Origin of the sequence: Streptomyces sp. NPDC052701, from assembly GCF_040678355.1 — a bacterium.
Taxonomy (GTDB): Bacteria; Actinomycetota; Actinomycetes; order Streptomycetales; family Streptomycetaceae; genus Streptomyces.
In genome coordinates this window covers 62126-76528 of sequence record NZ_JBFATO010000024.1, presented here as the reverse complement: position 1 = coordinate 76528, position 14403 = coordinate 62126, and the positions used below count along the sequence as shown (strand labels likewise).

2 protein-coding genes are annotated in these 14403 nt (G+C 75.0%); one reads left to right on the top strand and one right to left on the bottom strand.

Going from position 1 to position 14403, the window contains the following annotated elements:
• Positions 1 to 54: 54 nt before the first annotated feature.
• Positions 55 to 12510 (bottom strand): type I polyketide synthase, encoded by a 12456-nt coding sequence (locus tag AB0L29_RS24760; RefSeq protein ID WP_365829943.1) that lies wholly within the window; start codon positions 12508 to 12510, stop codon positions 55 to 57.
• Between the two features lie 358 nt (positions 12511 to 12868).
• Between AB0L29_RS24760 and AB0L29_RS24755 the strand changes: the two genes are divergently transcribed.
• Positions 12869 to 14254: an NDP-hexose 2,3-dehydratase family protein gene (locus AB0L29_RS24755; RefSeq protein WP_365829942.1), complete on the top strand. Its 1386-nt coding sequence runs from the start codon at positions 12869 to 12871 to the stop codon at positions 14252 to 14254.
• The last annotated feature ends 149 nt before the right edge of the window (positions 14255 to 14403 follow it).

Below are 14403 nucleotides of genomic sequence, written 5' to 3'. Positions count from 1 at the left end.
TTCGAGAATCGGGACTCGTGGATGGGGGCCGGGGGCCCGGGGCCGGGGGGCCGCTCAGGAGATCCCGAGTTCCCTGTCGATCAGGTCGAACATGTCCTGGTCGGACGCGTCCGCCAGGTCCTCGTCGACGGCCGCTTCGTTCGGTTCGTCGGTGTGCGCCCAGTCGTCGAGCAGGGCGCGCAGTGCGTCGGTGAGGGCCCGCCGCTCGGCGGGGCCGTCCGCGCCGTCGTACGCGGCCCGTACCTGGGCCAGGGCGGGGTGTGCCTCGCCCGCCGTGTCGCCCGGGGGCGGCAGGAGTTCGACGGCCAGGTGGTCGGCGAGGGCGTTGGGGGTGGGGTGGTCGAAGACGACGGTGGCGGGGAGCCGGGTGCCGAGGGCGGCGCCGAGCCGGTTGCGCAGCTCGACGGCGGTGAGCGAGTCGAAGCCCAGCTCGCGGAAGGCCCGCCCCGGCTTCACGCGCTCGCCGGGGCCGTGGCCCAGGACGGCACCCACGTGGTCACCGATCAGGTCCACCAGCCGGCGCCGGCGCTTGTCCCCGGGCAGCTCGGCCAGCTCCCGCACCAGGGCCGGGGTCGTGTGCTCCGCTTCCTCGCCGTCGGTGCCCGCGCGCTGCGCGGCCCGCAGCTCCCGCACTTCGGGCACCTCGTCGATCAGGGGCCGGTACTCGTGGGCGCAGTACGCGGGCAGGAAGCGATCCCAGTGGATGTCGGCGACGACGAGCGTCGACTCGTCGGCGGCGACCGCCTCACGCAGTGCGCGCACGGCGAGTTCGGGGTCCATCGCCGGCACACCCCGCCGCAGCAGCTGCCCGCCGACCTCCTCGTCCACCATGCCGCCGCCGGCCCAGGCACCCCAGGCGATCGAGGTACCGGGCAGGCCGAGGGCCCGGCGCCGTTCCACGAGGGCGTCCAGGTGGGCGTTGGCGGCGGCGTACGGGGCCTGCCCGCCGTTGCCCCACACGCCGGCGCCGGAGGAGAACACGACGAACGCCTCCAGCGGACGGTCGGCGAGCAGCCCCTCCAGGTGCTGTGCGCCGGCCACCTTGCCGTGCATCACGGCGACCGTGTCCTGCGGCGTGAGCTCGGTGACGGGCCGGGCCCGCTGCACGGCGCCGGCCGTGTGCACCACGGCCGTCAGCGGCAGCTCGTCCGGCACCCCGGCCAGCAGTGCGGCCAGCGCCTCGCGGTCGGTGATGTCGCAGCCGGCCACCGTCACGCGGCAGCCGTGCGCGGTGAGTTCGCGTTCCAGTTCCGCCGCGCCGGGCGCCTCGGTCCCGCGCCTGCTGACGAGCAGGAGGTGCTCGGCACCGTCCCTGGCGAGGGCGCGCGCGACGTGCGCGCCGAGGGCACCGGTGCCGCCGGTGACGAGCACGGTGCCACGCGGCCGCCACAGTGCGGCCGGGTCCGCGGACGCGCCGAGCGGCGCACGGACCATGCGCCGGACCCGGACGCCGTCCCGGCGCACGGCGTACTCGGTCTCCCGGCCCCTCGCGTCCGCCCCGGCGCCCGTCAGCAGCGCCGGAAGGTGGCGTACGGCGTCGGAGGCGTCCTCGGCAGGCAGGTCGATCAGGCCTCCGTAGCGCTCCGGGTCGTCGAGCCCCACGACGCGGGTCAGGCCCCACACCGCGGCCTGTGCCGGGTTCGGTGGCGCGTCGCCCTCCGCGGCCGCCACGGCGTTCCGTGTCAGGCACCACAGCCGCCCCGCCAGCCCGGCGTCGTCCAGCGCCTGCGCCAGCGCCAGCGAACCGAGCACGCCGTACGACACGCCCGAACCGTGTTCGTCGGCACGGTCGTTCCACGCCAGCAGGGAGACGACACCGGCGGGCCGCTCCACCGACGGCATCTCGGCGAGCAGCCGCTTGGCGAGGTCGGCGCGGTCCACGGAGTCCGGCACGTCGCAGCGCACGACCCGGGCCCCGGCCTGTTCCAGGGCATCCCGCACGGCCCGGGCAAGAGCGTCGTCGGTGTGGTGTTGGGGGACTGCGAGGAGCCAGGTGCCCTCCAGGCGTGCGGCCGCGGGTGTGCCCGCCGGGCGCCAGACGATCCGGTAGCGCCAGCGGTCGAGGGTGGCCCGCTCGCTGCGGCCACGGCGCCAGGCCGACAACGCCGGCACCACACCCTCCAGCACGCCGGCATCGGCCACCCCCAGCGTGCGCGCCAGACCCTCCCGGTCCTGCGCCTCCACCGTGCGCCAGAACTCCGCCTCCACCGGATCGGCCACACCCGGCCGGGACTTCGGCACCTCCAGCCAGTACCGCTGCCGCTGGAAGGCATAGGTCGGCACATCCACCCGCCGCGGGCAGAGCCCGGCGAACACCGGGGTCCAGTCCACCTGCACCCCGCGCACCCACGCCTCGCCCAGCGAGGTGTAGAAGCGCTCCAGACCGCCCTGGCCGCGGCGCAGCGTGCCCACCACCACCGCCTCCGCCCCTACCGCCTCAACCGTCTCGGCGACCGGAACCGTCAGCACCGGATGCGGACTGACCTCCACGAACGCCCCGTAGCCCTGCTCCAGCAAGGCACGGACCGCACCCTCCAGCCCCACCCGCTGACGCAGGTTGGTGTACCAGTAGCCGGCGTCCGTCAGCGCCGTGTCGATCCACTGCCCCGTCACCGTGGAGAAGAACGGCACCCGCGGGACCTGCGGCCGGACCGGGGCCAGCACCTCACGCAGCTCCGCCTCGATCGCCTCCACGTGCGCCGAGTGCGAGGCGTAGTCCACCTCCACCCGCCGCACCCGAACACCCTCGGCCTCGGCGAACACCACCAGCTCATCCAACGCGTCCGCATCCCCCGAGACGACCACCGAGGCCGGCCCGTTGACCGCCGCCACCGAAACCCGCCCCGCCCAGCGGTCCACCAGCTCCTCGGCGTCCGCACACGACAGCGCCACCGACACCATGCCGCCCCGCCCGGCGATCCCCACGATCGCCCGGCTGCGCAGCGCCACCACGCGTGCCGCGTCCTGCAGCGACAGCGCACCCGCCACACACGCCGCGGCGATCTCCCCCTGCGAATGCCCCACCACCGCAGCCGGCCGCACCCCGAACGACTCCCACACCGCCGCCAGCGACACCATCACCGCCCACAGCACCGGCTGCACCACATCCACCCGCTCCAGCCCCGGAGCACCCTCCACACCCCGCACCACATCGACCAGCGACCACCCCACAAACGGAGCCAACGCCTCACCACACTGCGCGAACCGCTCCGCGAACACCGGAGAAGAATCCAGCAGCTCCACCGCCATCCCCACCCACTGCGCCCCCTGACCCGGAAACACGAACACCGGCGACACGGATGAGGCACCGGTGACGGACCCGGTGGCGACGGTGTCGGTGCCGATGAGCAGGGCCCGGTGCTCGAAGAGTGCACGGCCCTGCAGGAGGGACCAGCCCACGTCGACGGGGTGGTCGTCGCTGTCGCTGAGGTGCGCGAGCAGGCGGGTTATCTGCTGCTCCAGGGCCTGTTCCGACCGGGCGGACACGGTCAGCGGAACGATCGTACGGTCGGCGTCGGGTCGTTCGACCGACGCGGTGGGCGCGGCGCTGTCGTCCTGGGGTTCTTCGAGGATGACGTGGGCGTTGGTGCCGCTGATGCCGAAGGAGGACACGCCCGCCCGGCGCGGCCGGTCGGCGGGCTCCCACGCACGGCTCTCGGAAAGGAGCTCGACGGCACCCGCTGACCAGTCCACGAACGGCGAGGGCTGCTCGGCGTGCAGCGACCTGGGCAGCACACCGTGCCGCATCGCCTGCACCATCTTGATGACACCGGCCATACCCGAAGCGGCCTGCGTGTGACCGATGTTGGACTTCACCGACCCCAGCCACAACGGCCGCTCCGCGTCCCGCTCCTGCCCGTAGGTGGCCAGCAGCGCCTGCGCCTCGATCGGATCACCCAGCCGGGTGCCGGTGCCGTGCGCCTCCACCGCGTCCACATCCGCCGGCGACAACCCCGCATCCGCCAGCGCCGCCCGGATCACCCGCTGCTGAGACGGACCGTTGGGAGCCGTCAACCCGTTGGACGCACCGTCCTGGTTGATGGCCGAACCCCGGACCACGGCCAGCACCCGGTGCCCGTTGCGACGCGCGTCCGACAACCGCTCCAGCAGGACGACACCCACCCCCTCGGACAGGGCGAAGCCGTCGGCGTCCGCGGAGAACGGCTTGCACCGGCCGTCGGGGGCGAGGGCCCGCTGCCGGCTGAACGCGATGAACGGTCCCGGTCCGGACATCACCGTCGCGGCCGCCGCGAGAGCCAGGTCGCACTCGCCGGCGCGCAGGGCGCGTACGGCCATGTGCAGGGCGACCAGGGAGGACGAGCAGGCCGTGTCGACGGTCACCGCGGGGCCCTCCAGGCCCAGGGCGTAGGCGATGCGGCCGGAGGCCACGCTCGCGGCGGCGCCGGTGGCGAGATAGCCCTCGGTCTCTGCGGCGGCGGCGCGGAGGCGGGCGGCGTGCTCCATGTCGCTCAGGCCCACGTAGACGCCGGTGGTGCTGCCGCGCAGCCCGCGCGGGTCGATCCCGGCGCGCTCCAGCGTCTCCCAGCTGGTCTCCAGCAGCAGCCGCTGCTGCGGGTCCATGGCGGTCGCCTCGCGGGGGGAGATGCCGAAGAAGGCGGCGTCGAACTCGGCGGCGTCGGAGAGGAATCCGCTCTCGCGCACGTAGCTGGTGCCGGTGCGCTCGGGGTCCGGATCGTAGAGGGCGTCGAGGTCCCAGCCCCGGTCGGCGGGGAAGGCGGAGATCGCGTCGGTGTCCTCCCGCACGAGCCGCCACAGGTCCTCGGGGGACCGGACGCCGCCGGGGAAGCGGCAGCCCATCGCCACGACGGCGATCGGATCGTCCGCGGGGGCCGGGCCGGACGCGGCCGCCGCCGGGCGCGCGTCGGTGGTGTCCGTGGTGCCGGCGCCCGTTCCGGTGCCGAACGCCAGCTCACCGACGTGGGCGGCCAGCGCGACCACGCTGGGGTGGTCGAAGACGACCGTCGTGGGCAGGCGCAGACCGGTGGCCCGGTTCAGCCGGTTGCGCAGCTCGACGGCGGTGAGGCTGTCGAAGCCCAGTTCCTTGAAGGCGACTTCGGCGTCGACGGCGTCCGCCCCGCCGTGGCCGAGGACCGCGGCGACGTGCTCACCGACCAGGCGCTGCAGTGCCGTACGGCGCCGGTCGGCCGGCAGTTCCGCCAGTTCGCGCAGTGCGGTGGGCGGCGCCTCGGTGCCCTCGGCTCCGCCCGGTGCGGAGGCCTGCGCCGGCTGGGCTTCCGGGAGCTCCGCGAGGAGGCGGCTGGGGCGCACCGAGGTGAACACGTCGGCGAAGCGGGACCAGTCGACGTCGGCCAGCACGATGACGGTCTCGTCGTGGTCCAGCGCCTGCTGGAGTCCGGCGACCGCGGTGTCGGGGTCGATGACCGGGACGCCCCGGCGCCGCAGGTCCGCCTGGACCGACTCGGCGATCATGCCGCCACCGGCCCACGGCCCCCAGGCGACCGACAGCACCGGCCTCCCCTCGGCGCGGCGCTGTTCCGCGCGCGCGTCGAGGATCGCGTTCGCGGCGGCGTACGCACCGTGGTCGGCCACGCCCCAGGTCCCGGAGATGGACGAGAAGTAGATCACCGCGTCCAGCTGCTCGGGGTCCAGCAGGGCGTCGAGGTGGTCCGCGCCGAGCACCTTGCCGGCGAGCGTGGACGCGAGGTCGTGGACGCCGGCGTCGGCGAGGGACCCGAGCGCGCTGACCCCGGCCGCGTGCAGCACGGCCCGCACCGGCGGCACACCGTCCTCCTCCAGGGTGCGCAGCAGGGCGGCCACGCCGTCGCGGTCGGCCATGTCGCAGGCGGCGACCGTGACCCTGACGCCGTACGACTCCAGTTCACCGCCCAGGTCCGCCACCCCGGGGGTGTCGGCGCCGCGCCGTCCGGTGAGCACGATGTGCTCCGCGCCGTTGCGGGCCAGCCAGCGCGCCATCCGTGCCCCGAGTGCTCCGGTGCCGCCGGTCACCAGGACGGTGCCGCGCGGCCTCCAGGTGCGGGCCGCGCGGGCCGTACGCAGCGGAGCCCGCACGAGCCTCCGTCCGAGGACCGCCCCGCCGCGCACCGCGACCTGGTCCTCCGCTCCGTCTCCGGCCAGGACGTCCACCAGCGCGCGGAGGTCGTGCTCGTCCGCGTCGCCCGGCAGGTCGGCCAGCCCGCCCCAGCGCCGCGGGAACTCCAGGGCGGCGCCCCTGCCCATGCCCCAGACGCCGGCCTGGACGGGCGCGTCCGGGGCCCCGTCGACACCGACCGCGCCCCGGGTGACGCACCACAGGGGTGCCTCGACCTCGGCATCGCCGAGTGCCTGCACCAGGGCGAGGGTGGCGGCCAGCCCGCACGGGACCGACGGCTGGTCGGGGCGCGGCTGCTCGTCCGGACCGAGCAGTGACACCACCCTGTCGACCGGCTCCGCGCCGGTCACCGTGCGCAGCGACCGGGCCAGGGCCTCACGATCGACGGTGCGTGTGTCGAGCGGGAGGAGCCTGACGTTCGCTCCACGCCCGGTCAGCGTGGTGACGATGCCGCGGACGGTGTCGTCGTCGGTGTGGTGTTGGGGGACGGCGAGGAGCCAGGTGCCCTCCAGGCGGGTGGCCGCGGGTGTGCCCGCCGGGCGCCAGACGATCCGGTAGCGCCAGCGGTCGAGGGTGGCCCGCTCGGTGCGGCCACGGCGCCAGGCCGACAACGCCGGCACCACACCCTCCAGCACGCCGGCATCGGCCACCCCCAGCGTGCGCGCCAGCCCCTCCCGGTCCTGCGCCTCCACCGTGCGCCAGAACTCCGCCTCCACCGGATCGGCCACACCCGGCCGGGACTTCGGCACCTCCAGCCAGTACCGCTGCCGCTGGAAGGCATAGGTCGGCACATCCACCCGCCGCGGGCAGAGCCCGGCGAACACCGGGGTCCAGTCCACCTGCACCCCGCGCACCCACGCCTCGCCCAGCGAGGTGTAGAAGCGCTCCAGACCGCCCTGGCCGCGGCGCAGCGTGCCCACCACCACCGCCTCCGCCCCGGCCGCCTCAACCGTCTCGGCGACCGGAACCGTCAGCACCGGATGCGGACTGACCTCCACGAACGCCCCGTAGCCCTGCTCCAGCAGGGCACGGACCGCACCCTCCAGCCCCACCCGCTGACGCAGGTTGGTGTACCAGTAGCCGGCGTCCGTCAGCGCCGTGTCGATCCACTGCCCCGTCACCGTGGAGAAGAACGGAACCTCCGGAGTACGCGGCACAACCGGCGCCAGCACCTCGCGCAGCTCCGCCTCGATCGCCTCCACGTGCGCCGAGTGCGAGGCGTAGTCCACCTCCACCCGCCGCACCCGAACACCCTCGGCCTCGGCGAACACCACCAGCTCATCCAACGCGTCCGCATCCCCCGACACGACCACCGAGGCCGGCCCATTGACCGCCGCCACCGAAACCCGCCCCGCCCAGCGGTCCACCAGCTCCTCGGCGTCCGCACACGACAGCGCCACCGACACCATGCCGCCCCGCCCGGCCAGCGCGACGATCGCCCGGCTGCGCAGCGCCACCACGCGTGCCGCGTCCTGCAGCGACAGCGCACCCGCCACACACGCCGCGGCGATCTCCCCCTGCGAATGCCCCACCACCGCAGCCGGCCGCACCCCGAACGACTCCCACAGCGCCGCCAGCGACACCATCACCGCCCACAGCACCGGCTGCACCACATCCACCCGCTCCAGCCCCGGAGCACCCTCCACACCCCGCACCACATCGACCAGCGACCACCCCACAAACGGAGCCAACGCCTCACCACACTGCGCGAACCGCTCCGCAAACACCGGAGAAGAATCCAGCAGCTCCACCGCCATCCCCACCCACTGCGCCCCCTGACCCGGAAACACGAACACCGGCGACACCGGCGACGAAGGCGCGATGCCGGTCACGGACGGCTCGTCGAGCCCGGCGACCAAGGTGGCGAGGTCGGATCCGACGGCCACGCAGCGGTGCTCGAAGCCGGTCCGGCCCGTCGCCAAGGACCAAGCCATGTCGACCGGCGACGGCGTCTGCTCCGCGGCGAACGCGGCGATGCGGCCGCACTGTTCGGCCAGCGCGGCGGGCGTACGGGCGGAGACGGGCAGGGGCACCACGACACCGCCGGCAGGGGTGTCCGAGGCGGTTCCCGCCGTCCCGGTGGCGGGCGGTTCTTCGAGGATGACGTGGGCGTTGGTGCCGCTGATGCCGAAGGAGGACACGCCCGCCCGGCGCGGCCGGTCGGCGGGCTCCCACGCACGGCTCTCGGAAAGGAGCTCGACGGCACCCGCTGACCAGTCCACGAACGGCGAGGGCTGCTCGGCGTGCAGCGACCTGGGCAGCACACCGTGCCGCATCGCCTGCACCATCTTGATGACACCGGCGACTCCGGCGGCGGCCTGGGTGTGGCCGATGTTGGACTTCACCGACCCCAGCCACAACGGCCGCTCTCCGGGCCGGTCCTGACCGTACGCCGCCAGCAGCGCCTGCGCCTCGATCGGATCACCCAGCCTGGTGCCGGTGCCGTGCGCCTCCACCGCGTCCACATCCGCCGGGGACAGACCCGCGTCCGCCAGCGCCGCCCGGATGACGCGCTGCTGGGACAGGCCGTTGGGAGCCGTCAACCCGTTGGACGCACCGTCCTGGTTGATGGCCGAACCCCGGACCACGGCCAGCACCCGGTGCCCGTTGCGGCGCGCGTCCGACAACCGCTCCAGCAGGACGACGCCCACGCCTTCGGCCCAGGCGGTGCCGTCGGCGTCGGCGGAGAACGGCTTGCACCGGCCGTCCGCGGCCAGCCCGCGCTGGCGGCTGAACTCCACGAACATGCCGGGTGTGGCCATGACGGTGACGCCGCCGGCGAAGGCGAGGGAGCACTCGCCGGAACGCAGGGACCGTACCGCCATGTGCAGGGCGACCAGGGAGGACGAGCAGGCCGTGTCGACGGTCACCGCGGGGCCCTCCAGGCCCAGGGCGTAGGCGATGCGGCCGGAGGCGACGCTGGTGCTGGTGCCGGTGAGGACGTGGCCCTCGACGGTGTCCGGGGCCTCGTGCAGGCGGGGGCCGTAGTCGGAGGCCGTGGCGCCGATGAAGACGCCGGTGTCGGTGGAGTGCAGGTCGCGCGGGTCGAGGCCGGCCCGCTCGGCCGCCTCCCAGGCGGTCTCCAGCAGCAGGCGCTGCTGCGGGTCCATGGCGGTCGCCTCGCGCGGGGAGATGCCGAAGAAGGCGGCGTCGAACTCGGCGGCATCGGGGAGGAATCCGCCGCGGCGGACGTAGGTGGTGCCGGTACGTTCGGGGTCCGGGTCGTGGAGCGCGTCGAGGTCCCAGCCGCGGTCGGCGGGGAAGTCCGTCAGCGTGTCCGTCCCGTCCTGTACGACGCGCCACAGGTCCTCGGGCGAGCGGATCCCGCCGGGGAAGCGGCAGGCCATGGCGACCACGGCGACGGGGTCGGCGTCGTCGGCGGCGCGCGGTCCGGTCGCGGCCGGGGCGGAGGCGGTGCCGTCGCGGAGGGCTGTGAGGTGGCGGGCCAGGCGGTGCGGGGTGGGGTGCTCGTAGACGGCGGTGGTGGGCAGGGGCAGGCCGGTGGCGGCGCTGAGGCGGTCGCGCAGCTCGACGGCGGTGACGGAGTCGAAGCCGAGTTCCTTGAAGGAGCGCGCGGGGTCGACGGCGTCGGCGCCGGGGTGGCCGAGGATCACCGCGGCCTGGTCGCGGACCAGGCGCAGGGTGTCGTCGAGGGTGACGGCGGGGCGGGGCGCCACGGGGTCCGCAGCCGCCCCGGAGGCGTCCACCGCGGAGGCGTCCACCACGGGGGCGGGGGCGCCGGCGGTGGTGCTGATCCAGTGGCGGCGGCGCTGGAAGGCGTACGTGGGGAGTTCGACCCTGCGCGGGTGGTGGGGCGTGAACGCCGGGGTCCAGTCGATGTCGGCGCCGTGGCTCCACAGGCTGCCGAGCGAGGTGTAGAGGCGGGCGAGTCCGCCTTCGCCGCGGCGCAGGGTGCCGGTGACGACGGCCGTCCCGCGGGGGGCGGCGTCCTCGACGGTGGCCTGGACCGGCACGGTCAGCACGGGGTGGGGGCTGACTTCGACGAAGGCGCCGTGGCCGGCGGCGACGAGGGAGCGGACGGCGTCTTCGAGGAGGACGGGGCGGCGCAGGTTGGTGTACCAGTAGGCGGCGTCCGTGAGCGCCGTGTCGATCCACTCCCCGGTGACCGTGGACAGGAACGGCACCCGCGGCACCTGCGGCCGGACCGGGGCGAGGACGTCGAGCAGTTCGGCCTCGATCGCCTCGACGTGCGCGGAGTGGGAGGCGTAGTCCACCTCGACCCGCCGCGCCCGGACGCCCTCGGCCTCCGCCTGGCGCACGAGCTCCTCCAGCGCGTCGGCGTCTCCCGAGACGACGACGGAGGCGGGCCCGTTGACCGCCGCCACCGAGATCCGGCCGTCCCAGCGGGCGGCCAGCTCCTCGGCGTCCGTCCGCGACAGCGCCACCGACACCATGCCGCCCCGCCCGGCCAGCGCGACGATCGCCCGGCTGCGCAACGCCACCACCCGCGCCGCGTCCTGCAGCGACAGCGCACCCGCCACACACGCCGCGGCGATCTCCCCCTGCGAATGCCCCACCACCGCAGCCGGCCGCACCCCGAACGACTCCCACAACGCCGCCAGCGACACCATCACCGCCCACAGCACCGGCTGCACCACATCCACCCGGTCCAACGAGGGCGCGTCCGGCCGGCCGCGCAGGACGGCGGTGAGGGACCAGTCGGTGTACGGGGCGAGGGCGGCCTCGCACGCGGCGACGCGGTCGGCGAACACCGGGCAGGTGTCCAGGAGTTCGGCGGCCATGCCGGGCCACTGGCTGCCCTGACCGGGGAAGACGAACACGGGCCGGTCGACGTCGCCCGTCACGGGGGCCGCGGGGACGGCGGCGGTGAGGCTGCGCAGCAGCTCGGCGGTGTCGGTGCCGACGGCGACGGCGCGGTGCTCGAAGGGGGTGCGGGTGGTGAGCAGGGACCAGCCGACGTCGGCCGGGTCGGCGGCGCCGTCGGTGGTGTGGGCGGCGAGGCGCCCGGCCTGGGCCCGCAGCGCGTCGGGGGTCCGGGCGGACAGCAGCCAGGGCACGACGGGGCGGCCGGGGGCGGCCGGGGGCGTGGTGTCCTGTGCGGTGGGCGCGGGTGCCTGGGCCAGGACGAGGTGGGCGTTGGTGCCGCCCATGCCGAAGGACGACACGCCCGCGAGCAGCGGCCGGCCGGGGTCCGGTGCGGTCCATGCGGCGGTCTCCGTCTGGACGTGCAGGCCGAGCCGGTCGAGGTCGATGTCGGGGTGGGGAGTGGTGTGGTGGAGGGTGGGGACGAGGCTGCCGTGGGACAGGCAGAGCACCACTTTCAGCAGGCCCGCGATGCCGGCGGCGCCCTCCAGGTGGCCGATGTTGGTCTTGACCGAGCCGACCGCGAGCGGGGCGGCACGGCCGGCGGCGGTGCCGAGGACGGCGCCGAGGGCGGCGGCCTCGACGGGGTCGCCGACGCGGGTGCCGGTGCCGTGGAGTTCGACGTAGCCGATGGCGGCGGGGTCGACGCCGGCGCGGGCGCAGGCGCTGCGCAGGACGGCGGCCTGGGCGTCGGCGTCGGGGGTGGTGAGGCTGCTGCCGGTGCCGTCGTTGTTGACGGCGCCGCCGCGGATGACGGCGTGGATGCGGTCGCCGTCCGCGAGGGCCGCGGAGAGGGGCTTGAGGACGACGAGGGCGGCGCCCTCCCCGCGGACGAAGCCGTCGGCGCGGGCGTCGAAGGTGTGGCACCGTCCGCTGGGGCTGAGGGCGCCGAACTCGGCCGCGGCCCGGGTGCTGCCCGGGGCGAGGTTGAGGTGGACGCCGCCGGCGATCGCGAGGTCGCACTCCCCCGCGCGCAGCCGCTCGCAGGCCAGGTGCACGGCGACGAGGGAGGAGGACTGGGCGCTGTCCACGGTCAGGCTGGGTCCGGTGACACCGAGGGCGTAGGAGAGGCGGTTGGCGATGAGGGCCCGGTTGAGGCCGGTCATCGTGTGGTGTCCGACGGCCGCGGGGCCCTGCCGGTGGACGAGTTCGGCGTAGTCGCCGGCGGTGGCGCCGATGACGACCGCCGTGTTCCGGGGGGCGCGGCCGGCGGGGATCCCGGCGTGTTCCAGTGCCTCCCAGCCGAGTTCGAGGACGATGCGGGCCTGGGGGTCCATGGCGTCGGCCTCGCGGGGCGAGATGCCGAAGAAGGCGGCGTCGAAGTCGCCGGGCGCGTCGAGGAATCCGCCGCGGTGCGGGGCGGTGCCGCCGCCCGGGGTGGGGAAGCCGTCCTCGGGCGCGCCGTCGAGGCGGTCCGGCGGGGTGGCGGTGATGGCGCTGCGGCCCTGGACGAGCAGGTTCCAGAAGGCGGCCGGACCGTCGGCTCCGGGCAGCCGGCAGGCGAGGCCGACGACGGCCACGGGCTCGCCGGCCGGGGCGGGAGTCGGGGCGTCCGCGGGTACCGGCTCGTTCATGGATGGCACTCCAAACACCGAAGCGACTGCGGGAACAGCCCTCACGGTCGCACGGGGTGCGGTGCGCTCAGCGCTCCTGCCTGCTGCTTTAGGGGAATTTCTAGGCGCGGGCACGGACCGGGCCCGCCGGGGGGCGGTCCGCGCGGCGGAGCGGGGCGCGCGATAACGGGAAGATCACCCGCGGGGCAAGGGAGGGAGTCTAGGCGTCTGCCTGAATTCCTCGGGGCAGGCTGGTCGGGGCGGCCGCCGCACGGTGCGCTGGTGTGCCCTGTCCCGGCACGCGCCGCGGTGACCGCGGTCCGCGCGGCCGTCCCCAGGTGATGAGGCAATCCCGGAAAGTGAACGAAGGCGGAATGCGATGACCGCGATCGACCTGGAGCTGCCGCCGCGCGCCGCGTGGCCGGGCAGCGTGGCCCGGCTGGCGGCTTCGGCCGCCGCGGTCGACGGCGGGGTGATGACCACCGCGGAGCTGCTGGCGTGGCTCGACGACCGGCGGCGCGCCCAGGCGCAGCGGGTCGAGCGGGTGCCGTTCGCCGCGCTGAACGGCTGGGGCTTCGATCCGCGCACCGGTGATCTGCGGCATGCCAGCGGCCGGTTCTTCTCGGTGCACGGCCTGCGGGTCCGTTCGGACTTCGGCCCGGTCGCCCAGTGGTGCCAGCCCATCATCCGGCAGCCGGAGATCGGTGTCCTGGGCATCGCGGTGCGGGACTTCGACGGTGTGCCGCACCTGCTGATGCAGGCCAAGTCGGAACCGGGCAACGTCAACGGCGTGCAGCTGTCCCCGACGGTGCAGGCGACCAAGAGCAACTACACGCGGGTGCACGGCGGTTCGGCCGTGCCCTATCTGGAGCACTTCCTGCGTCCGGCGCCCGGGTCGGTCATCTCGGACGTGCTGCAGTCCGAGCAGGGTTCGTGGTTCCTGCACAAGCGCAACCGCAACATGATCGTGGAGGTCGGCCCGGAGGTGGAGGCCGGCGAGGACTTCGCCTGGCTGACGCTGGGGCAGGTCCACCTGCTGCTGCGGCAGGACAACCTCGTCAACATGGACTCGCGCACCGTCCTGTCCTGTCTGCCCGACTGGCGGCAGCCGGAGGGCGGGGCGGGCTGGGACCGGGCGCTGCACGCCGACCGGGAGATCCGCAGCTGGATCACTCGGCGGCGGGCCGAGCACGAGATCGAGGTGACGCCGATCGGCCTGGCGGAGACGGAGGGCTGGTACCGCACCGAGGACGAGGTGGCCCACGAGAAGGGGCTGCACTTCCGGGTGGTGGGCGTCGACGTCTCCTCCGGCCGGCGGGAGGTGCCCGCCTGGTCCCAGCCGCTGCTGGAGCCCCGCCACACCGGCATCGCCGCCCTGTTCGTGCGCCGGGTGGACGGGGTGCCGCACGTGCTGCTGCGGGCCCGCGCCGAACCCGGTTTCCTCGACACCGTGGAGCTCGGCCCGACCGTGCAGTGCGTGCCGGAGAACTACGCGCACCTGCCCGACGAGGACCAGCCGCCGTACCTGGCCGAGGCGCTGGCCCGCCGGGACGGCGCCCTGTGCGACGTGCTGCTGTCGGAGGAGGGCGGGCGGTTCCTGCACGCCCAGAGCCACTACCTGATCATCGAGGTGCCGAGCGGCTTCCCGGCCGTCTCGGACGAATTCCGTTGGGTGACACCATGCCAGTTGGACGAACTTCTGCGCTACAGCCACCACGTGAACGTGCAGGCCAGGACGCTGATCGCGGCGTTGCGGGCGCTGTGAGCGGCGCCGTGGACCGTCCGGTGCGGCTGGCCGCCCTGGGCACGTCGTCGATCGCGTGGCGGCGGACGCTGCCCACGGCGGTGCGCACCCCCGAGGTGGAGCTCGTGGCGGTCGCGGGGGGCGGGGGGGGGCGCGGGGGGCGGGGGGGC

Excerpts from the sequence above, each read along its gene's own strand:
- AB0L29_RS24760 (WP_365829943.1), bottom strand. The coding sequence starts at position 12,510 with ATGAACGAGCCGGTACCCGCGGACGCCCCGACTCCCGCCCCGGCCGGC.
- AB0L29_RS24755 (WP_365829942.1), top strand. The coding sequence starts at position 12,869 with ATGACCGCGATCGACCTGGAGCTGCCGCCGCGCGCCGCGTGGCCGGGC.